This is a genomic window from Frankia sp. CpI1-P (genome assembly GCF_001421075.1).
GTDB classification, from domain to species: domain Bacteria; phylum Actinomycetota; class Actinomycetes; order Frankiales; family Frankiaceae; genus Frankia; species Frankia torreyi.
Window position 1 is genome coordinate 28,664 of record NZ_LJJX01000039.1, and the last position, 20,956, is coordinate 49,619.

The 20,956-nt window shown below is 73.1% G+C and carries 12 protein-coding genes, 1 tRNA gene and 16 pseudogenes; 21 read left to right on the forward strand and 8 right to left on the reverse strand.

The features are described from left to right. Nucleotides 1–50: 50 nt before the first annotated feature. The 12 genes and pseudogenes from FF86_RS54925 to FF86_RS54970 all read left to right on the forward strand — a co-directional run. Nucleotides 51–154: pseudogene (locus tag FF86_RS54925) on the forward strand (plasmid replication, integration and excision activator); the annotation flags it as partial. A 919-nt stretch (nt 155–1,073) separates the two neighbouring features. Next, a pseudogene (locus tag FF86_RS54935) lies at nt 1,074–1,576 on the forward strand (cell division protein FtsK); the annotation flags it as partial. A gap of 1 nt (nt 1,577) precedes the next feature. Continuing rightward, nucleotides 1,578–2,220 (forward strand): annotated as a pseudogene (locus FF86_RS54940) (cell division protein FtsK); the annotation flags it as partial. A gap of 11 nt (nt 2,221–2,231) precedes the next feature. Then, on the forward strand, nt 2,232–2,784 hold a 553-nt coding region (locus FF86_RS54945; RefSeq protein WP_396230008.1), incomplete at its 3' end, for a replication initiator. Between the two features lies 1 nt (nt 2,785). Further along, nucleotides 2,786–2,958: pseudogene (locus FF86_RS54950) on the forward strand (replication initiation protein); the annotation flags it as partial. Nucleotide 2,959: 1 nt separating this feature from the next. Next, nucleotides 2,960–3,935, forward strand: a pseudogene (locus FF86_RS54955) (replication initiator); the annotation flags it as partial. Between the two features lie 33 nt (nt 3,936–3,968). Next, nucleotides 3,969–4,154, forward strand: a complete 186-nt coding sequence (locus tag FF86_RS22410; protein WP_044886738.1) for a helix-turn-helix domain-containing protein — start codon at nt 3,969–3,971, stop codon at nt 4,152–4,154. A 145-nt stretch (nt 4,155–4,299) separates the two neighbouring features. Continuing rightward, on the forward strand, nt 4,300–4,599 hold the full coding sequence (locus FF86_RS22415; protein ID WP_044886737.1) for a hypothetical protein: 300 nt from the start codon (nt 4,300–4,302) through the stop codon (nt 4,597–4,599). A gap of 246 nt (nt 4,600–4,845) precedes the next feature. Further along, complete coding sequence (locus FF86_RS22420) at nt 4,846–5,055, forward strand: hypothetical protein (protein ID WP_044886766.1); 210 nt, start codon at nt 4,846–4,848, stop codon at nt 5,053–5,055. 89 nt (nt 5,056–5,144) lie between these two features. Next, nucleotides 5,145–5,703 (forward strand): tyrosine recombinase XerC (gene xerC / locus FF86_RS54960; RefSeq protein ID WP_242419299.1); only part of this gene is annotated, 559 nt, incomplete at its 3' end. A 1-nt stretch (nt 5,704) separates the two neighbouring features. Continuing rightward, a pseudogene (locus tag FF86_RS54965) lies at nt 5,705–5,967 on the forward strand (site-specific integrase); the annotation flags it as partial. Between the two features lies 1 nt (nt 5,968). After that, nucleotides 5,969–6,232 (forward strand): annotated as a pseudogene (locus FF86_RS54970) (tyrosine-type recombinase/integrase); the annotation flags it as partial. Nucleotides 6,233–6,449: 217 nt separating this feature from the next. Here the strand turns inward: FF86_RS54970 and FF86_RS22430 are convergent. Beyond that, a tRNA-Lys gene (locus FF86_RS22430) sits at nt 6,450–6,522 on the reverse strand. A 724-nt stretch (nt 6,523–7,246) separates the two neighbouring features. Here FF86_RS22430 and FF86_RS54975 point away from each other — a divergent pair. The 7 genes and pseudogenes from FF86_RS54975 to FF86_RS22445 all read left to right on the forward strand — a co-directional run. Then, on the forward strand, nt 7,247–7,906 hold a 660-nt coding region (locus FF86_RS54975), incomplete at its 3' end, for an ABC transporter ATP-binding protein (protein WP_396230013.1). Nucleotide 7,907: 1 nt separating this feature from the next. Further along, nucleotides 7,908–8,858, forward strand: a pseudogene (locus FF86_RS54980) (ABC transporter ATP-binding protein); the annotation flags it as partial. Nucleotide 8,859: 1 nt separating this feature from the next. Next, nucleotides 8,860–10,042 (forward strand): annotated as a pseudogene (locus FF86_RS67715) (ABC transporter ATP-binding protein); the annotation flags it as partial. Between the two features lies 1 nt (nt 10,043). Further along, nucleotides 10,044–10,209, forward strand: a pseudogene (locus tag FF86_RS54990) (hypothetical protein); the annotation flags it as partial. Nucleotide 10,210: 1 nt separating this feature from the next. Next, nucleotides 10,211–10,822, forward strand: a pseudogene (locus FF86_RS54995) (ATP-binding cassette domain-containing protein); the annotation flags it as partial. A gap of 1 nt (nt 10,823) precedes the next feature. Next, nucleotides 10,824–11,140 (forward strand): annotated as a pseudogene (locus tag FF86_RS67720) (hypothetical protein); the annotation flags it as partial. A gap of 115 nt (nt 11,141–11,255) precedes the next feature. Beyond that, nucleotides 11,256–11,573 (forward strand): hypothetical protein, encoded by a 318-nt coding sequence (locus FF86_RS22445; protein WP_044886733.1) that lies wholly within the window; start codon nt 11,256–11,258, stop codon nt 11,571–11,573. Nucleotides 11,574–12,021: 448 nt separating this feature from the next. On the opposite strand, the gene FF86_RS22450 is transcribed toward FF86_RS22445, so the two are convergent. From FF86_RS22450 to FF86_RS22460, 5 genes and pseudogenes are all read right to left on the reverse strand, one after another. After that, a complete protein-coding gene (locus tag FF86_RS22450) occupies nt 12,022–12,840 on the reverse strand; it encodes a hypothetical protein (protein WP_082122087.1) in 819 nt (272 codons plus the stop codon). A 311-nt stretch (nt 12,841–13,151) separates the two neighbouring features. Beyond that, nucleotides 13,152–13,546 (reverse strand): annotated as a pseudogene (locus FF86_RS67725) (phospholipase); the annotation flags it as partial. A gap of 1 nt (nt 13,547) precedes the next feature. Beyond that, nucleotides 13,548–13,911 (reverse strand): annotated as a pseudogene (locus tag FF86_RS67730) (phospholipase); the annotation flags it as partial. A gap of 1 nt (nt 13,912) precedes the next feature. After that, nucleotides 13,913–15,002 (reverse strand): annotated as a pseudogene (locus tag FF86_RS67735) (phospholipase); the annotation flags it as partial. A 121-nt stretch (nt 15,003–15,123) separates the two neighbouring features. Next, nucleotides 15,124–17,019, reverse strand: a complete 1,896-nt coding sequence (locus FF86_RS22460; protein WP_044886732.1) for a TerD family protein — start codon at nt 17,017–17,019, stop codon at nt 15,124–15,126. A 177-nt stretch (nt 17,020–17,196) separates the two neighbouring features. Between FF86_RS22460 and FF86_RS22465 the strand changes: the two genes are divergently transcribed. Both FF86_RS22465 and FF86_RS55000 read left to right on the forward strand, forming a co-directional pair. Continuing rightward, a partial coding sequence (locus tag FF86_RS22465; protein WP_242419292.1) for a polysaccharide deacetylase family protein occupies nt 17,197–17,831 on the forward strand: 635 nt, incomplete at its 3' end. Between the two features lies 1 nt (nt 17,832). Further along, a pseudogene (locus tag FF86_RS55000) lies at nt 17,833–17,958 on the forward strand (polysaccharide deacetylase family protein); the annotation flags it as partial. A gap of 21 nt (nt 17,959–17,979) precedes the next feature. Here FF86_RS55000 and FF86_RS22470 read toward each other — a convergent pair. Together FF86_RS22470 and FF86_RS22475 are read right to left on the reverse strand one after the other, a co-directional pair. Beyond that, nucleotides 17,980–18,786, reverse strand: a complete 807-nt coding sequence (locus FF86_RS22470) for an isocitrate lyase/phosphoenolpyruvate mutase family protein (protein ID WP_044886730.1) — start codon at nt 18,784–18,786, stop codon at nt 17,980–17,982. Between the two features lie 152 nt (nt 18,787–18,938). After that, the gene (locus FF86_RS22475) at nt 18,939–20,510 is read right to left on the reverse strand and encodes an aldehyde dehydrogenase family protein (protein ID WP_044886763.1); all 1,572 of its coding nucleotides are present in this window, start codon (nt 20,508–20,510) and stop codon (nt 18,939–18,941) included. Nucleotides 20,511–20,956 lie beyond the last annotated feature (446 nt).

Genomic DNA, 20,956 nt, shown 5'->3' on the forward strand with positions numbered 1-20,956 from the left:
TGGACGCGGACCCGGCGGCCCGGCAGGCCGAGGTGAAGGTGAAGATCACNGGTGAGGTGCAGCCGGTTCCGCCGGAGGTGATGCCGGGGACGCCGTTTCGGCCGGTGGTGTTCGAGGGTTTGACGGTGACGCCGTGGGTGGACACCAACGGGTCNCGTCCGCGGCAGGGNTTCGCGTTTCGGGCGGCGGCGATGGTGGCCGTGGGCCAGTCAGGCCGGCGCGCGTCGGCGGTCGCGGCATGAGCGGCGGAGAGCGGACGCCGTCGTACCTGTCGGTGGGCCTGTCCGTTGGCGGGGACTGGCGGGTGACCTGCCACACCTACCCGGACCGCGGGCCGATCCTGGCCGTCGATGCCGCTGGGATGTCGCTGGTCGTCTCGGCGAAGCAGGACACCCCGAACACCGATCAGATCAACTTCGCTTATGCGCTGCTGGCCGGAGTGAACGACTACCTCAACGCCTGCGAGACCCNCCAGTTCGAGGCGGAGGAATCAGCAGACCCGGCGACGGAGAAACGCGCCGCATAGCACTACCACTCTCTTTTCCGGCCGGCGGCCCAGAGGGTTCCCATAATTCAGGCCCGCCTGCCGCGCTTCCTTGCTTCCTTCCCTTCTCTCCTGTCGTTTCGTGCGCTCGAAATCAGGTGGTATTTGTCATGTCCAGAATCAGGGGTGACCGGCCGGCGCCGCGCATTCCGACCCGTGCGGACAAGGTGCGGGTGCCGTTGTGGATGCTGCTGCTGGCCGTCGCGGGCAAGGGCCTGTGGCTGGCGGTCCGCTGGNGCTTCCGGCACCGGGTCGCGGTCACGGTCGTGGTCNGGCTGCTGCTGTTCGTCCACCGGTTCGGACTGCTCGGTCTCGCCGCGCTGGCCGGCGGGCTGGTCGTGGTGGTGCTGGTTTGGGCGCGGCTGCACCCGCGGTCGTGCTCCTGGCTGGGCCGCTGGCTGTGGGGCCGGACGCGGCTGGNGTTCGTCTACCGGTGGCGCTGGCGAGCGGCGATGGTCCACACCGACCTTGCCATCCGCATGCCGACCTCGAACGCCGATCAGGTGACCTTCGACGAGTACTTCCCGCNTATCCGCACGATCCGTTCCACTCGGGCTGTGGACGTGCTGCGGGTGGAACTGCTGCCCGGTCAGACCCCCGAGCAGTGGGCGGAGCAGGGCGAGGCGCTGCGGCACATCTTCCGGGCCCGGCGCTGCCAGGTGCAGGCCGAGACATTCCGCTTCGTCCGGCTGCACTTCCACCACCGTGACACCCTCGCCCGTCCTGTCACCCCGGCCCGGCTCGACGGGATGAGCAGCGGTCCGGGCGATGCCGACCCTGACGCGGCCGGCGTCGACCCGGACCGCGGACCCGTCCACGCCGCTTACGCCCGGCTCGTCGCCGGACTGTCCGCCATTCCCGTGGGCCGCTGCGAGGACGGATCGCCCTGGACGCTGCCCGTGCGTGGGACGCATGTCCTCGTCGCCGGTGCCACCGGCGCGGGTAAGGGCTCGGTGCTGTGGTCGGCGTTGCGGGGCCTCGGCCCGGCGGTACGGGCGGGGCTGGTGGAGCTGTGGGTGTGCGACCCGAAGGNCGGGATGGAACTGGCCTTCGGCCGGGCGATGTTCACCCGGTTTGCCACCACCACGGACACCATCGCCGCTCTCCTCGACGACGCCGTGACCGTGATGCAGGACCGGACCGCCCGGCTGTCCGGTGTGACCCGGCTACACACTCCGACGACCACAGAGCCGCTGATCGTTCTGGTGGTCGACGAGATCGCCTCGCTGACCGCGTACGTGACCGACCGGGAGCTGAAGAAGCGGATCGGGGCGGCGTTGCCGCTGCTGCTGTCGCAGGGCCGGGCGCCCGGGGTGGTGGTCCTGGCCGCGGTGCAGGACCCGCGTAAGGAGGTGCTGCCGTTCCGGGATCTGTTCCCGGTGCGGGTGGCGCTGCGGATGACCGAACCCGACCAGGCCGACCTCGTCCTTGGTTCTGGTGCCCGGGACCGGGGCGCCCGCGCCGAGGAGATCCCGCTGTCCCTGCCCGGGGTCGGCTACGTCCTGCACGACGGCAACCCCGACCCCATCCGGGTCCGGGCCGCGCTCATCGACGACGACGAGATCACCCGCACCGTGCACACTTACCGACCGGCGGCGGCCGGCGGCTGGGTGCCTGATCTCGACGCCTTCAGCGGCCACGACCCCGACGATGCCCCCGATCCCCTCGACCGGCTCNACGATGCCGCGTGACCGCGCTATCCCTCGGACCTGACCCGGCCGCTCCCGTCCCTTCCCCTGGGGGCGGTGAGCGTCCGGGTTCCCGGGCCGCCCGCATGCGGATGCCGCTGGCCCGCCACGTCGTCGAAGCCGTCGCGGTGGAAAACGGGGTGTGTATCCGGCCGATGCCGATGCGCCGCACCAACCTGGACACCGGCGAAACACAGATCATCCCTGTCCCCTGCGGCGCCACGTTGGCATCGAAATGTCCTCCGTGTGCGGAGAAAGCGCGTCGGCTGCGGATGGCGCAGTGCAAGACCGGCTGGCACCTCGACGACGAACCGGTCCCCGACCCCGACCCGCCGACCGGCGACGCCAAAGCCCTGGCGACCCTGCGCGCGGACCTCGAAGCGGCCCGCGCCGACGTCCTGGCGGCCGGCGACACCGAGCAGGCTGGGGAGATCGACGAGCTGATCGGCCAGGTCGACGACGAACTGGCCGCGCTCGGTGTGCGTGGCAAGGCTGCCCCGGACAACCGGGACCGGCCGCGCCGTGTCCGCTCGACGAAGAGGCGTCAGGATGNCCCCGACCTGCCCCGGCTCCCCGTCGACCGGCGCACCGTCGGGCAGACCTTCGAGGCGGCGGACGGGACGGTGTGGCGGCCGTCGATGTTCCTCACCCTGACCTGCGACAGCTACGGCCACGTGCACAAGGACGGAACCCCGGTCGACCCGGCGTCGTACGACTACCGGCGGGNGGCGCGGGACGCGATCCACTTCCCGAAGCTGATCGATCGGTTCTGGCAGAACCTGCGCCGCGCGGTCGGCTGGGATGTCCAGTACTTCGCCGCCCTTGAACCACAGAAGCGCCTTGCGCCGCATCTGCACGCGGCGATCCGCGGCACCGTGCCCCGGGCGATGCTGCGCCTGGTGGCAGCGGCGACCTATCACCAGGTCTGGTGGCCGTCGACCGACCGGCCGGTCTACGACGACCACCGGCTACCCGCCTGGGACGACACCGCCGGCGGCTACGTCGACCCCGACACCGGGGCGCCGCTGCTGTCCTGGGATGACGCACTCGACGGCATCGGCGAGGACGACGAACCCGCCCACGTCGTCCGCTTCGGCCCCCAACTCCGCGCCGACGGGGTGACCGCGAACACGGCCACCACCGGCCGGATGATCGGCTACCTGACCAAGTACCTGACCAAAAGCCTCGACGCCTGCCACGACATCGCCAGCGACCCGCAACGACGCCACGTCGACCGGCTCGCCGACGCCCTGCGCCACGAACCCTGCTCCCCGACCTGCGCGAACTGGCTGCGCTACGGCATCCAACCCCGCAACGCCCGACCCGGTCTCGTCCCGGGACGGTGCAAGGGCAAGGTCCACCGGCGGGAAACCCTCGGCTTCGGCGGCCGGCGCGTCCTGGTCTCGCGGCGCTGGTCCGGCAAAACCCTTACCGACCACCGGCACGACCGGGTCGCGTTCATCCGCCAGCAACTCGAAGCCTTCGGCCACACCGGCGACGGACCGGCCGGCGACCCTGCCGCGAATCGCACCGCCTGGCAGCTCCTGCGCCCCGGCGACCCTGCCGCACCCCGCCGCGAACACCTCCTGTTGCACGCCGTCGCGCAACGCCACGCCTGGCGGGCCCAACTCGACGCCGCTCGTGCTGCGGCCGGCGGGGGCCTGCTTCCGGCAACCGGCCCACCGCTGCCCGATGCCGCCTGAACCCCACCCCCTGGACATCCACGGAGAGGACCCGTGACCAAGCTCCTGCTCACTCCTACCGAGGCCGCGGAACTCCTCGGCGTCAGCCGCAGCACCATCTACGAACTCATGAACTCCGGCGACATCGAATCCGTGCGCATCGGCCGGTCGCGGCGCATCCCCTCGGCCGCGCTGGTCACCTTCGTCGCCCGGCTGCGCGGCGAGGGACACGCCGCATGACCGGCAAACGCCCCTACGCCCCGGCCCGCGGACCACCAGGGGCGAGCGCGACTTCTCGGCAAACCAAAAGACGGTCCCGGCGGGTGCTGGAACACCCGACCGGGACCTGAGCCCCACCCCTTGGCCTTAACAAGGAGAGAGACCTGTGCCCATCTTCTCGTCCGACGCGCACGGCGCATGGCGCACCCCCGGCGACGACCACCCGATGCTCCTCGCCCGGGTCGACCACAACGGCGACCACGAACTGACCATTCGCCCCGGCGCGGACATCGGCGACCTGGTCGCCCTGCTCGCCACCCTGCCGCCGGACGCCTTCTTCACCGAACACTACGGCGACGTCGACGCCACCCTGATCTTCCGACCGGTCCCCGAACGTCCGGCAACCACCCCGACCGGCGGGAGCCCCACGGCGGGTCCGGCGGCGGCAAGCGTCACCCGCCCGTAGCGGGACCTGTCGCCCCACCCATTTTTCTTCCGTTCTCTGGTGGCGCCTGAAGCTGTCGGGGTGTCGGACGGGTCCAGGGTCGGCCGCAGGCCGATCGCGCAGCGACGCGCAGCGCCCTGGATGCGGCCGGCGCCCCGGCAGACCATTCCTGCGCCAGAGAACCGGAACCCCACCGGCACCGGGCAATCCCACCCGCGGCCCGCGCACCTGTTCCCGTTCTTCTTCCGGCAAGGAGCTGTGCTCACCATGCCCACCCACCCCCCGGCGGCGCCCAGAATTGCTCTCGTTCAGGCGCTGACCGACCACCTCGACCGGGCCGCCCGCGGCCAGGGACGCACCTACCCACAGGCCGACGGAGAGACCAAGTTCGCGTGCGACATGGAAGACAGCTCCTACGGCTGCCCTTGGTGCGACGCGGTCGAATGGCCGGGCGGCAACCCGCTGGACGTGGCCTGATGGCCGCGCGGTCCGCCGGTGGAGACGACCGGCAGAAGCGGCGACGCTCGCAGGGCGAGGGCGCCTTGTTTCAGCGGTCCAGCGATGGCATGTGGGTCGGTCGCCTGGATCTCGGCTGGGAGGGCGGTAAACGCGTCCGGAAGACGGTCTACGCCAAGACCGAGAAGGAATGCCGGCAGAAGCTCGACAAGGTCAAGCGCGCGGCGGAACTCGGCGTCAACGTCACCGCCGAGCGCCGGACGACGGCGGTCTGGCTGGGGGAGTGGCTGGAAATCAAGGAAGGGGACGGAACGCGGGCCTCGACGCTCCGCGCCTACCGCTGGCTGATCAACACGCACATCATTCCGGTGATCGGTCGTGTCCAGCTCGACAAGCTCACGCCGCTGGACGTGCGGCGGCTCGTCAGCACGGCGAGGAAGGCCGGCCTGTCCGCGGGAAGTGTCCGGCACGTGCACAGCCTGATCCGCAACTCCCTGGCGGAAGCCGAACGGCTCGACCTGGTCGCGCGCAACGTGGCGAAGGCGGTCAAGGCGCCCCCCGTGCCCCATCGTGAGGTGCGCGCGCTGCGGCCGGAAGAGGCACGCCGGCTCGTCGAGGTCCTCCGCGGTGAACGGCTCGAAGCGGTCTTCGCCTGCGGTCTGATGCTCGNGCTCCGGCGCGGTGAAATTCTCGGCCTTCGCTGGACGGACGTGGACCTGGGCGGCGCCACGCTCCAGGTCCGGCAGACGCTGCAACGGGTGGACGGCTCGTTGCGGTTCGTCCCGGCGAAGACGGACCGTTCACACCGGAAGCTGCCGATCCCGCCCCGGCTGGTGACGATCCTGCGGCGACACCGCGCCACGCAGACCGCGGAACGGACGGGGCTCGGCGACGCGTGGACGGAAACCGGCCTGGTGTTCACCTCGTCGGTCGNCACGCCCCTGGAGCCGCGCAACGTCAACCGGCGGTTCGAGGTCCTGCGCCGTCAGGCCGATCTGCCGTGGCTTCGGCTGCATGACCTTCGCCATGCGTTCGCGTCGATGCTCTTCGCCGAGGGGGTGCCGGCCCGGACGGTGATGGAGCTGCTCGGGCACTCCACGATCCAGCTCACCATGAACACGTACACCCACGTGATGCCCGAGACGCAGCGCGACGCGGTCGACCGACTTGACCGGATCTTCGGCGAGCCGACGCACAGNGACGACGACGAACCCGACGAGGACGACGGCGAGGAACTGGCGGGCTGACGCTGCACCCAAGGAGCCAGGGGCGCCCCGGATGGCTGTGTACCTCGCGCAGCGGCCCGGGGCGTCTGCCGTCTCTGTCACCGAGGCGCGAAGAGCTAGGGTACAAACTTGGGTACAGAGATCACTCTAAATACATCACCGAAAGTCATATGACCTGGTGGGAGNGGGTGCGCCGTCAGGGACTTGAACCCCGAACCCGCGGATTAAGAGTCCGCTGCTCTGCCAATTGAGCTAACGGCGCGTTGCCTTCGCGTTCCCCTGCGGTTGCCGCGTCGACATGGAGAACTCTACCAGGCGTCGCGGGGGTGTGGTCGGGGGGGGGTCGGACCTGCGGGCCGAGGCGCTCGGGCGGAGGGCGGCGACGGCCCCGGTGGGGGCGGGGTGGACGGGCGGATCCGGGGCAGGGTGTGGTCCGGGCCCGGAGCGGTCCGGGCATCAACCGGGTTCCAGGGATGTTTCGCTGATAGACATAGCTGACCGCGACCGGGTGCCGTGCGGCGTACGGTCGGGCAGGGCTGGAGGTTGACGTCGATGCGTTCCGTGGCGTCCCCGTGCCGCCCGCGGCCCGCGCGTCCGATGCTGGCGCCCGCGCCCCGCCCGCGCACGGCCGGATCCGTCGGAACCTGCTGACCTGGAGGTCCACCGCGAGCCCCGAACCATCCTCAGCCGAGACGCCTCGCCTCGCCGGTGGGCCGTCTCGCTCCGCGCATCCCGCTGCCGATCCGCCTCAACCGGGCGGATCGGAGCTTCCGCACCAGGGCCGCCGCCCCGCCGCAACGACGGACCCGCCGCCGACAGCCGAGACCCCGGCGGCGAGCGAGATCGCGCCGGCGAGCGAGAGCCCTGCGGTGAGAGACAGCACGGCGACGAGCCGTGGCCCGGCGGCGGGCGAGAGGCCGGCCCGAGCGGACGCACCGCAGCGTGACCAGCCGGATCGCTGGCTGCGGCGGCTCGGGCGGCAGGTCATGGTCTACCGCCGCAACGTCATCCTCGCGTTCGGCGCGGCGCTGCTCGGCACGCTCGTCACCGCCGCCGTCCCGCTGGTCGAGCGGCAGGTCATCGACAACGTCGTCGTCACCCACCGGCACTCGCTGACGCCGTACCTGGTCGTCCTGCTCGCCGCCGGTGTGGCCATTTTCGCCACCGCGTTCGTGCGGCGGTACGTGGGCGGCCGGCTGTCGCTCGACGTCCAGTACGATCTGCGTGACGAGGTTTTCAGCACCATCGAGCGGCTCGACGGGGCCCGGCAGGACCAGGTCCAGACCGGTCAGGTGGTCAGCCGGGCGATCTCGGACGTCGGCGCCATCCAGGGACTGCTGTCGTACCTGCCGATGGTCGCCGGCAACCTGGTGCTGTTCGTCGCCTCCCTGGTCGCGATGGCGTGGCTGTCGCCGCTGCTGACCCTCATCGCCCTCGCCATGGGGCCGGCGCTGTTCCTGCTCGGCTTCCGGGCGCGCAGGACCGTCTTCCCCGCCACCTGGGCGGCCCAGCAGCAGGCCGGCGAGGTCGCGGGGGCCGTCGAGGAGGCGGTCGCGGGCGTCCGGGTGGTGAAGGGCTTCGGGCAGGAGGACCGGGAGCTCGACCGGCTCGCCGGGCATGCCCGGACGCTGTTCGCGCTGCGGATGNGGGCCGTGAGGATCACCAGCCGGTTCGGTGCGGCGATGCAGGCCGTGCCCGCGCTCGGGCAGGTCGCCGTGCTGGCGCTCGGCGGCTGGCTGGCGCTGACCGACCGGATCACCCTCGGTACCTTCCTCGCCTTCAGCACCTACCTCGGGGCACTCATCGGCCCGACCCGCACGCTGGCCGGCCTGCTCACCGTCGGCCAGCAGGCCAAGGCCAGCACGGTGCGCATCTTCGAGATCATCGACTCCCACCCGGCGATCACCGACGCGCCGGACGCCACCGTCCTCGACACCGCCCGCGGGCTGATCGAGCTGGACGGGGTGACCTTCGGCTACCAGCCGTCGCGGCCGGTGCTGCGCGACATCAGCCTGCGCATCTCCCCGGGCGAGACGGTGGCCCTCGTCGGCACCTCCGGCTCCGGCAAGTCGACGATCTCCCAGCTCCTGCCCCGCTTCTACGACCCGCAGGCCGGCACGGTCCGCCTCGACGGCCACGACGTCCGCACGCTGACGCTGGCCTCGCTGCGCGCCCAGATCGGGGTGGTGTTCGAGGACAGCTTCCTGTTCTCCGACACGGTTCGGTCGAACATCTCCTACGGCCGGCCGGACGCCACCGACGACCAGATCGTCGCCGCGGCGCAGGCGGCGCAGGCCGACGGCTTCATCCGCGACCTGCCGAACGGCTACGACACCGTCGTCGGCGAGCAGGGCCTGACCCTCTCCGGCGGGCAGCGCCAGCGGGTCGCGCTCGCCCGCGCCCTGCTGTCCGACCCGCGGGTGCTGCTGCTCGACGACGCCACCTCCGCGATCGACGCCCGCATCGAGGCCGCGATCCACGCCACGCTGCGCGAGGTCATGCGCGGACGGACCACCCTGCTCATCGCGCATCGCCGCTCCACCCTGCACCTCGCCGACCGGATCGCGGTACTCGACGCCGGCCGGATCGTCGACGTCGNCACCGAGGACGAGCTGGCCGCCCGCAGCCCGCTGTTCCGCCGCCTGCTCGCCGGCCCCGGCGACACCCTCGCCGAGGACGCCGAGGAAGACCAGGAAGAGCAGCTCGTCCAGCCGCCCGGCTTGGTGGTGACGGAAGACACCGGCAGGCCGCCGTCCGGCCGGGCGTTCGGCGCGGCGCCGTCGGGCTCGGGCTTCGGGGCGGCGCCGTCGGGGCGTGGGTTCGGCTCCGTTCCGGGGGGACGCGGGTTCGGCGGGGGACGATCGGGACGGGTGCTCAGCGGGGGCGGGGCGTTCGGGGACGTGCCGGCGACGCCGGAGCTGCTCGCCAGGGTCGACGCCCTGCCGCCGGCCCGCGACGACCCGCGGGTCGACCAGGCCGCCGCCGCGGCGCCCGACCCGGACTTCACGCTGCGCCGGCTGCTGTCCTGGGTGCGCGTCCCGCTCGTGGTGGGGCTGCTGCTGGTCGCCCTCGACGCCGTCGCCGGCCTCACCGTGCCGGCGCTGGTGCGCCACGCGGTCGACGCGGGCGTGAGCGCGCAGGCGCGCGGTGTTCTGTTCGCCACCGCGGGCGTCGCGCTCGCCGTCACCCTCGCCGACTGGCTCGTCCAGATCTGGCAGACCCGGGTCACCGGCCGAATGGGCGAGCGGCTGCTCTACGTGCTGCGGGTCAAGACGTTCGCGCAGTTGCAGCGACTCGGGCTCGACTACTACGAGCGCGAACTGGCCGGGCGGATCATGACCCGGATGACGACCGACGTCGACGCCCTGTCGACGTTCCTGCAGACCGGCCTGGTCACCGCGATCGTCAGCCTGCTGTCCTTCTTCGGCGTGCTGATCGCGCTGCTGCTGCTCGACGCCCAGCTCGCCCTCGTGGTCATCGCCGTGCTGCCGGTGCTGATCGCGGTGACGGTGGTGTTCCGGCGCCGCTCGTCGGCCGCCTACACCGAGTCCCGGGAGCGGGTCAGCGCCGTCAACGCCTCCCTGCAGGAGAACCTGACGGGGCTGCGCGTCGCGCAGGCGTTCGGACGGGAGCGGGTCAACCAGGAGCGGTTCCGCGGGCTCGCCGACTCCTACCGACGTTCGCGGATGCGGGCACAACGGATGATCGCCCTGTACTTCCCCTTCGTGGAGTTCCTCTCCCGGATCGCGGGCGCCCTCGTGCTGGGCATCGGCGCGCATCTCNCCGTGCACGGATCGCTTTCGGCGGGTGCGTTGCTCGCCTTTCTGCTGTACGTCAACCTGTTCTTCTCACCGGTGCAGCAGCTTTCCCAGGTGTTCGACGGCTACCAGCAGGCGATGGTCGGCCTGCGCCGGCTGTCCGACCTGCTGCGCACCCCGACGTCGACGCCNCCGGCCGAGCACCCCCGCCCGGTCGGCCGCCTGTCCGGCGAGGTGGTGCTGGACGACGTCCACTTCGCCTACACCATCGCCGGTGGCGCGGCGGGCACCGGGGGCGCTGGTGGCGCGGCGGGTGCGGCCGGTGCGGCCGGCACGCAGCGCCCGGCGGGGAACGCCGTCGACGGGGTGAGCCTGCGCATCGCCCCCGGCGAGACCGTCGCGTTCGTCGGTGAGACGGGCGCGGGCAAGTCCACCGTGGTCAAGCTCATCGCCCGGTACTACGACGTCACCGGCGGGGCGATCCGGATCGACGGCGTCGACCTGCGTGAGTTCGACCTGTCGGCCTACCGCCGCCGGCTCGGTGTCGTCCCGCAGGAGCCGTTCGTGTTCTCCGGCACGATCCGCGACGCCATCGCCTACGCCCGGCCCGACGCCGCCGACGACGAGGTGCGGGCCGCGGCCCGCGCGGTCGGCGCCGACACTTTCATCGACACCCTGCCCGACGGCTACGACCATCCCGTCGGCGAGCGGGGGCGTGGACTGTCCGCCGGGCAGCGCCAGCTCCTGGCGCTCGCCCGCGCCGAGCTCGCCGACCCCGACATCCTGCTGTTCGACGAGGCGACCNCCGCCCTGGACCTCGCCACCGAGGCGGCGGTCACCGCCGCCGCCGAGGCGGTCACCACCCGGCGGACCACGATCGTCATCGCCCACCGGCTCACCACCGCCGCCCGCGCCGACCGGGTGGTGGTGATGGCCGACGGCCGCGTCGCCGAGCAGGGGACGCACGCCGAGCTCCTCCACGCCGGCGGCCCCTACGCCCGCCTGTGGGCGGCCTTCACCGCCGACGCCGCACCGCCCGACGCCGGGCCGTCGGGGGCTGGCCGCCAGATCGGCGAGGCGCCGACGGAGTCCGGAATGGCGGACCATTCCGTAATGTCATGATTCGATCCCCCGCCGGTGGGGATGTTCTCTGCAGGGATGGACGAATGTCCGCCGGTTACCCTGCCGGTCCCGCCGATGCGGCCGGGACGGCGACGTCCATCGGAGGAGGGGACTCATGACCACGTACGGTCTGGTCGTTGACGTCGCATGGCCGGAGCTGCCCCGCGGGATCGCGGGCCCGGACGAGCTCGCCGATCAGCTCGACGCCAGCCTGGGGGACCGGGCGGGGATCACCTCCGTCGACCAGCATGGTCTCGCCGTGCGGGTCTACCACCCGCAGGAGGTCGAGGCGCTCGCCGCCGACCTGGCCGACAGGCTGTCCGTCATCGGCATGTCCGACCGCACCTACCTGTCGTGGCGCGACGACCTGGGCGTGCACCGACGCTCGGTGACCGGGCGGCGGATGGCCACGACCGGCCGCCGGGTCGCCTGAGCCGCTGGATGCCCTGAGCTGCTGGACGCCCTGAGCTGCTGGACGCCCTGAGCCGTCAGCGGTCAGCGGCCAAGGGGGTTGGCTGGCAGGGATCGCCTTGCGGTTCTGCGCCCCTACCGGCCGCCACGCCCTTCGTATCTTTCTGTAATGAGTTGTGCACGGAATCGTGCCGAGGTGTAATGCCGGTTTCTGGCCGAAAAACCGTACCGAAGCCTCGGCACGATCTGGCCGCAATCTGGCCGGGAATCCTGCTGGGGACAGGCGGTAGTGGCTGGAGTCATGGGGTTGCCGGTCAGAGTCGACATTTGACTACTCGGCATCACGAGGCGGGTGGGAATCGCTCGGTGAGGCGTCCTGACCTGGTCGATTCCGTGCCCGCGCGGGGGCGCTGGCCAGCGGCCGCTGACGGACCGGCGTGGCTGACGGACCGGCGTGGCTGACGGACCGGCTAGGACCGCGATGGGTGCCCGCCTGGCGCGCCGGCCACCCGCTGCTCGTCGTCGCCGGTGCCGCTGCTGCCGCTGCCACCGGTGCCGGCGGGCCGGTCGAGGGTCGCACGGGCGATCGCGGTGCCGTAGCGGACCGCGCCGGGGGAGGGCACCGGGCAGGCGGTCATCGGCGGCTGGACCAACGGGCAGAAGTGGGTGCCGTCCGGGCTGCGTACCGTGACCATCCCGCCGGGGCCGCAGGTCTCCCCGGCGATGCACGGCAGCGTCGTGGTGAAGCGTCCGCCGGCGGTGATCGCCCGGCCGGCGGGGGCGACGCGGGTGTGCTGGTGGGTCGCGGCGATCTGCCGCCACACCCGGTCCAGCGGGGTGAGCCCGGCGGCGTCGACCGGCTGGTCGCGCCGGGGCGGGGCGTCGACGAGGACGACCTCGGCGCCCCGGCCGGTCAGCAGCTCGACCGCCCGGGTGACGTCCTCCCGGTAGGCGGTCACCAGGTCACGTCCCTGCATGCACGCCGTGCCCTGGTTACCGGAGAAGGCCAGCGCGGCCACGGTCGGCCGCCAGCGTCGGGCCTGGTCGTGGATGTCGGTCAGCCAGTCGCAGGCGGCGGTGCCACCCCAGGTGCGCACCAGGACCTGGCTGTGACCGTCGGCGCGCACCGTCCGGCTGAACGACGCACCCGCCTCCCAGGCCAACGAGTCGCCCCACATCGCCACCCGCGGGTGGTCGTGCGAGGTGCGGTTGACGGCCACCGCTCCCGTCACGAGCACGACCGCGACCACGAACAACCAGCCGATCGGGCCCAGCCGTCCGATCCGCACGCTGCGCCCTTCCTCGACGCGCCCCACCCGCGGCGCTCTCCCGGCATCGCTCGCCCGCCCGACGCTCGCCCGCCCGACGCCCGCCCGCCCGACGCCCGCCGGCCCGACGTCCGTCCGCCCCGATGCCAACCAGCCCCGGGCGGCAGGCGCACAACCCATGCCGGGCGGGCATCGACCGGCATCCCTCCATGGTGCCTACCGGTCGGTGCGGTCGAGGTGCTACCCGCACATCTACCGACCCGTTGGGTGTGCTCTGGGTGGCACGTGGGTGGCGTGGGCTGCGGTCGGGCCCCGGGAGGCGCCGGTGGCCGTCACCACTCGCCTGCGGCGCGCAACCGGTGCGGCCGGCCGTCGGGGTCGTAGATCGAGTGGTAGAGCGGAGCTGACCAGGCCCGGCGCAACCGGCTCAGCCGGGCCGGGCGGTGCGGACGGACCCGCCCCGGCGGCCGATCCCCGACCCGCCCGCCGGCATGCCAGGCGGCCAGGTCCTCGGCGCGGGCACGGAACGCCGCGAAGCCGGTCTCCGGGTCGAGCAGCTCGTCGTCCGGGCCCGCCCAGTCGAGGTGCTCGCGCCACAGCCGCAGCCGCAGGTCCCGGGCGAACACCCGGGCGCCGTCGCCCAGACCGGCCGGGTCGCGCGGCTCGCGCGGGTCCAGCGTGTCATCGATCGTCGCGACGGCCAGCTCGCTGTCGTGCGTCCACGACCNGCGGTTGAGGTTGTCCGACCCCACCGAGGCCCACACGTCGTCGACCGTCACCGCCTTGGCATGCACGTACACGGGGGTGCCGGCGTGGTTCTCGACGTCGTACACCCCGACCCGGTCGCCGCCCGCCGCCCGGCACAGCTCCAGCGCCTGCTCCCGGCCGACCAGGTTCGGTGGCAGCGAGAACCGCCCGCCCTGGGTGGGATGACGCGGCACCACGATGATCAGATGAAGCTCCGGGGAGCGGCGCAGCGCGTCGGCGAACAGCCGGGCGACCTCGGCGGACCACATGTACTGGTCCTCCAGGTAGATCAGCCGGCGGGCGCGGCGGAGCACCTTCTGGTAGGCGCGGGCGATCGAGCGTTCGNCCGCGCGGGCGAACGGGTACGCCGGGCGCAGCTTGCGGGGGTAGGTCCGCAGGATCTGGACGTTGTGCGGGCCGGCCGCCGGCGGATCGGGCTGCTGGGGCGGCAGCTCGTCGGTCCGGGTCGCCACCGGGCGGATCCGGTAGAACAGCCGCCGCAGCGGGTTCGGGTTGTCCAGGCTCGACGGGTCGTCCCACCGCTCGCGGAAGGTGTGCTCCAGATCGCCGACGGCCGGGCCGCGCACCTCCACCTGGATGTCGTGCCAGGGCGGGGCGTCGCCGTACGGGGCGGCCATCGGCTGGCTCTGCGGGTCGCCCGCGTGGGCCGCGTCGTCGCGCCGGTTGTAGCACAGGTCGATCCCGCCGGCGAAGGCCACACCGGCCGCCGGATCGCCGGCGGGACGCGCGACGACCAGCTTCTGGTGGTGGGAGCCGCCGCGGCGCACCCGCTGATCCAGCACGACCCGAGCCCCGGAGCTGGTGAGCTGCTCAGCGAGCAGCCGGTTCGGTTTCGAGCTGAACGACAGCAGCTCCAGGTGGGACCGCCACATCAGGCCGCGGACCGCCACCCCGCGCCGGGCCGCCCGGCCCAGCACCTCGCCGACCTCGGAGCCGGCGCCGTCCAGGCGCTGGTCGAGGTCCCCGCGCCAGTCGGTGAACAGCAGCAGGTCGCCGTCGCCGAGTCCCTCGACGGTCTCCAGCAGGCGGGTGAAGTAGTCCCGGCCGTGCACGAGCGGCACGACGAGGTTGCCGGTGGTCCACGGCCGGCCGTCGGGATGGCGCCGGTCGAGGTCGGTGCTCGGATTCCCGCGCTCCTCGGTGGTCAGGAACCAGACGGCGAGCACCGCCGTGCCGTCCGACCCGACGGCGGCCGTCCCACCGTCCGGCTCGGGGGCCGGCGGGGCAGCCGGCGTCGGCTGCGACGGCAGGGTCCGCGGCGCCGGCGGGGCAGCCGAAACCGGTAACACGCCCGGTGCCGTGGCCCTCCCATCACTTTCCGCTGTCACGTCGCTCGCCACCGCGTCGCTCGTCACCACGTCGTTCGTCACCACGTCGTTCGCCCCCACCGTGGACGCATCTCCCGCCTGTGCCATGGATCCGTTCACCGAACCTTCCCTCGGGATGCAACCGCCATTCCCGGCGAGTCGCCCGATTCCTCGTCAGCCGTCAGCTGGGTGCGGCCGTCCGCCGCGTCCTGCTCGCCGCCGTCCGCCGTCAGATCCGCGCGCCCTTGGAACGGTTACACCGCCGACACAGCAGCTGCAGGTTGTTGACGCTGGACGCGCCGCCGCGGCTGAACGGGATCACGTGGTCGAACTCCAGGTGTTCGCCGCCCCCGCACTCGACGCACACCCCGCCGTCGCGCCGCCACACCTCCGCCTTCACCGCCTGCGGGATCGCCCGGCTCGCCCGGCTGCCCGGCGCGATGACCTGCCGTCGGGCGACCCGCAGGATCCCGGCCAGCACCGCGGCGACGTACTGCGGGTCGTCCACGAGGTAGCTGCCCGAGCCACGGGTGGTGGTAGCGGCGATGTCGACGCACCCGCCCCGCGCCTCCACCTCGACGATCTTCGACAGGCCGAGTTCGGCGCCCCGCCCGGTCTCACCGAGGAAGCGCAGCTTGCGGTTGGTGGCGAGCAGCCGACCCGGGGCGTGGCGGGGGCCGGCCGCGGCCTGCTGGACCAGGGTGGCCGGCGCGTCGAGGTGCACGATCTCGTCGAGGTCGAGGTGCAGGGAACCCGCGGGCAGCCGGGGCAGCTCGCCGGCGCCGATCCGGGTCAGCTCCAGGCCTCGGGCGAGGCGTTGGCGCAGGGCGTCGAGCTCTGGGCCGGCCAGGTGCAGGCGCGTGGCGGCCGCCTCGATGCGGTCGACCTCGTCCGGCTCGATCACCCCGTCGGTGAACGCGAACGCCGTCAGCCGTTCCAGGTGTGCCTGCCCGACCGCCTGGACGATCTCCCAGCCCGCCGACTCCGGAATTCGCTGGTAGCGCAGGTCGGCCCACAGCGGTTCGAGGTCGGCGCCGGTCGGGTCGTCCCGCGTCAGCGACGACACCACGCGGGCCCGCCAGTCCCACAGGTACGCCCGGATCGCCTGCGCACACTCCTCGCAGGCCGGCGGGCCGCCGAGCAGCCGCCACCGCTTGCGGGCGCCGCACCGTCCGCAGCTCGTGTCCGACTCCGTGAGGATCGGCGTGGGCGGACCCTGCCAGCGGTCCCCGTCCCACCAGCGCATGTGGTCCGGGCGCACCGGATCGGGATACCAGTCCGCCCGGATCCGCCGCGCCGGACGCGGCGAGCGGCTTCGCGGCACCTCGGCCTGCGCCGCGGCCTCTTCGTCGGTGCGGGCCTCGCGTTCCTCCCCGGCAGTGACAGCGTCCTCGGCGCCGACCCCGGCCTCGCTGGCTGAGCGGGTATCCGCGTCGACCTCGGGCAGCACCCGGGTGGGCTCCACACCGGTCGGCTCGTGACCGGTCGGCTCGTGACCGGCCGCATCGTCACTGGCCGGACCGCTGCTGGTGACGTCGGCGCTGGTCGGGTGGGCGCTGGTCGGGTGAGTGCTGGTCGGGGCGTCGCCGTCGGGGTCGTCGGTGGGGATGTCGGCGCGGACGTTGATGCCGAAGCCGCGGGCCAGGCCGGCGAGGCCGCTGTCCCAGCCCTGGGCGACGGCGCGGAACCGCCAGCCACCCGCCCGGCGGTAGAGCTCCCCGAATACCAGCGCGGTGACCGGCCCGTCGGGTTCCGCGACGAACCGGGCCACCGGCCGGCCCGCTCGGTCGGTCAGCTCGACGGCGAGGTCGGCGAGGTCGGCGAAGGTCCCCGAGTCGAGGGATCCGGCGATCACGATCCGGCTCACCGCCGGCTCCACCCGGGGCAGCGTCACCACCAGGCCGGCCGTCCCGGGGCCCGCGGCCGTCAGGGTGACCGCGCCCGAGGGGTGACTCGGCGCGTTGAAGAACACGAAGTCGGCGTCGGAGCGAACCCGCTCCCGCTCGGTGACGAGGACGGCGCAGACGTCCACCACCCGGCCCGGCGCCCAGCCGACCGCGACGCGTAGCACCCCGGCGGGAACGGGTGCGTTGGCGCCCTTCTGCAGGGTCGGGGCCAGGGTCATGGGGCCTTTCGCGGGTCGGGGCGGCGACGACCGCCCGCCACCGGCGGGTGGCCGTCGACACGTCTGCGTGGAAGGAATGTATGCCGATCGGCCCGCACGGCGGTCGGTCCTGACATATCGGGCCGCCGGCCGGGGCGCGCTGGGGGCGCGGCGGCACGTGTGGCAGAGTTTGGCGTCATGACGCGGTCCGTCACGACGCGCGGGTCCATCGTGGGACGCCGCGCCGCCCGCACGGCGGTGGCGCTGAGTGCCACGGCGGGCCTCACCTACGGCCTGCCCTCGCTGGCGACCCTGCGCCGACTGCGGCTGCGGGTCACCCCGACGCTCGCCGGGGTCGGCGCCGACGACCACGTCGCGCTCACCTTCGACGACGGGCCCGACCCCGCCTCGACCCCGCAGTTCCTCGACGTGCTCGCCGAACTCGACGTCCGCTCGACGTTCTTCGTCCTCGGCAGCCTGCTGGAGCGCTCGCCGAGTCTGGCCCGGGAGATGGTCGCCGCCGGTCACGAGCTCGCCGTGCACGGCTGGGACCACCGCCCGATGCTGCTGCGCGGCCCGCGGTCGACCCGTGACCAGCTCGTGCGCACCCGCGACCTGGTCGCCGAGGTCACCGGGCGCACCCCGCGCTTCGTCCGGCCGCCGCACGGCATCCTCTCCGCCGGACTGCTCGTCGCCGCCCGCGACCTGGAACTGACGCCGGTGCTGTGGTCGGCGTGGGGTCGGGACTGGACGGCGCAGGCGACCCCGCGCAGCGTCCTGGACACCCTCGCGCCCGACCTGCGCGGCGGGGCCACCGTGCTGCTGCACGACTGNGACTGCACGTCGGCGCCCGGTGCCTGGCGCAGCGCGCTCGGCGCCCTGCCGGAGATCGCCGCCCGGTGCGAGGACGCCGGCCTGCGCCTCGGCCCCCTCGCCGAGCACGGCCTGCGGGGCCGCTGACCGGCCTTCGCTGACCAGCCTCTACCAGGCGCGGACGAGCTCGCGTCCCGCCCCGGCGTCCGGCCAGAACGACGGGGCCGCCCCGTCGAGCAGCTCACGGACCGACCGGCCGAGCGCGCCCAACGCGGCGAAGGCGAGCGCGCCACCGGTCGAGATCCGCGCGGCGCCGAGCTCGGCGAGCTCCGCCACGCCCGGCCCGCCCGGCATCAGCAGGACGTTGACCGGCCGGTCCAGCTCCGCCAGCAGGCTGCGGATGTCCGCCGCGCGACGCAGCCCCGGGGCGTAGAGGACGTCCGCGCCGGCCTGCTGGTAGCGCTGCAACCGGTCGATCGTGTCGGCGAGGTCGTCCCGGCCGTGCAGATGGTTCTCGGCGCGGGCGGTGAGCACGAGCCGCCCGGCCGCCGCCTCGACCGCGGCGGCGATCCGCTCGGTGGCCAGACCAACCTCGTGGATCGAGCCCTGCGGGTCGCCGGTGAAGTCCTCGATCGAGCATCCGGCGAGCCCCGCGTCCACCGCCGCCCGCACCGTCGCCGCGACGTCGGCCGGCTCGGCGCCGTAGCCGTTCTCCAGATCGGCGGAGACCGGCACCTCCACGGCGGCCGCGAGCGCGGCGGCGTGCCCGAGCGCCTCGTCGCGGGTCACCGACCGGTCGGGCCGGCCGAGCGTGCCGGCGAACCCGCTGCTCGTCGTCCCCACCGCCAGGCAGCCGACCGCGGCGAGCACCCGCGCCGTCCCCGCGTCCCAGGCATTCGGCATGATCAGCGGCGCCCCGGGGTGGTGCAGCCCGCGGAACCGCTCGGTCCGCGCGGCGGTGGTCGAGGCCGTCACGGCGCCGCCACCGCTCGCACCGTGGCCCGCCCTCGGGCGGACCGGACGGCGAGGAATCCCTGCCCGGTAAAGCTCATCACAGGGTGCAGCGTAGGACACCGAGACTCGTGCGGAGGACCGTCCGCCCCAGGGGGCCGCTTCGACGCTGCCCCTCAGACCTCGGGGTAGAGGGAGTAGCTGGGGAAGTTGCCGACGAGGCGCTCGTCGGGGTCGGGTCCGACGGTGACGGCCCGGGCGAGGTGGGCGCCGCCGACGAATGCGCCCTTCCAGGACGCGCCGCGCCCGCCGAACGGCTCGTCGCGGTCGCCGCGCGAACGCGGCTTGTTGACGCCGACCTTGAACGCCTGCAGCTCCCCGGCGAGCCGGCGGGCGTAGGACTCGTCGTCGCAGGCCAGGGAGGCGACCAGCGCGCCGTTGGAGGCGTTCATGGCCGCCAGCAGCTCGGCCTCGGAGTCGACGACGACGATCGTGTCGACCGGCCCGAACGGCTCGGCGTGGCGCAGCGCGCTGGAGGCGGGCGGGTGCAGGATCGCCACCGGCGGGACGTAGGCGGAGGTGTCCTGCCCGGGGATGAACCGGCCGTCGGCGATGTCGCCGCGGTAGAGCGGCACGCCGCCTTTCGTGATCGCCTCGTCGATCTTCGCGGCGAGTTCCGTGGCCTTGTCGGCGGTGATGACCGGACCGTAGTCCAGCTCGGGCAGCGGGTCGGCGTCGTCGGCGACGGCCAGCGGATGGCCGAACCGGACCCCCGAGACCACCGGCAGGTACATCGCGAGGAAGCGGTCGAACAACTGGCGCTGGACGACGTAGCGCGGGTAGGCGGTGCAGCGCTGCTTGCCGTACTCGAAGCCCTTGCGCAGGTGGGCGGCGAGGGTGTCCCACTGGGAGAAGTCCCAGATGCCCCAGGCGTTGAGGCCCTCCTGCTCGAGGAAGTGGCGCTTTCCGGTGTCGACGAGGGCGGCGGCGACCTGCCCGCCGGCGGAGCGGCCGCCGACGAACGCCAGGCAGCCGATCTCCGGGGCACGCACCAGCGCCGAGGACAGCCGCGAACCCGATCCCGAGACCAGCGAGACCGGCAGGCCCTCCCGGCGGGCCAGGGCGCTGGCCAGCGTCAGGCAGGCGGCCCCGCCGTCGGTGGGGGTCTTCGCGATCGTGCCGTTGCCGGCGAGCATCTGGACCAGCATGGCGTGCATGAGCACGCTCATCGGGTAGTTCCAGCTCGCGATGTTGCTGACCGGGCCCGGCAGCGGGCTGCGGCCGGCGATCATGCCGTCGATCTCGTCGAGGTACCAGCGGACGCCGTCGAGGGCGCGGTCGACGTCGGTGAGGGCGAGGCGCCAGGGCTTGCCGATCTCCCAGACGAGCAGCAGCGCGAGCAGCTCGCGGTGGGCGTCCATCGCGTCGACCGCGGCGCGCACGCGGGCCTTGCGCTCGGCCAGCGCCACGTCGCGCCACTCCTTGTGGTCGTCGAGGGCGGCCCTGATCGCCTCCTGCGCCTCGTCCTGGCCCAGCATGGGCGGCCCGGCGATCGGCGAGCCGTCGACGGGGGAGTGGCTGTGCAGGGGATCGCCGGTGCGGCGCCACTCGCCGCCCCACAGGTTGCGCAGGCGGTCGGCGTCGAACGCCTCCGGGGCGAGCTCGTGGCATCGGGCGAACGCGTCGGACCAGGTCGTGCCCGGCTTGATGTGGAGTCGCGGCTGGGGAGTGCTGGTGGTCGCGGCCATACACATGAGATTGACGGTCAACGGCCAGATGCGCCACCAGTCGAGTGCCATATATCGCACATCCGATAATTCGATCGACCACAGATATCGGGGCCGACCGATTGACGGACGGTCAATTGACGAGACAAGCACTCATTAGGCGACCGGACGCGGATCGTCCGATTTGGCGCGACCTGGGCCCGTGTCCGGCAGTGGCGCCGGGTCGGGCGCCAACCCCCTGACCGGCCGAAACCGCTGCCGTTCCGGTGCCGAAGCCGGCGATCCGGGTGGGCGGAGACCGTCCACCGCGTACTATTTCCGGCATGTCGGATGCGTTAATGGGGGGAGACGCGGGCGTCACTCGGGCGCTGTCACGACCTCTGGTGTGTACTTCATCACGTAGAGTGGAAGGGTGTCCGAACCATCTTTCGTTCGCGTCCGCGTCGTCGCCCGGACGATTCGATCCT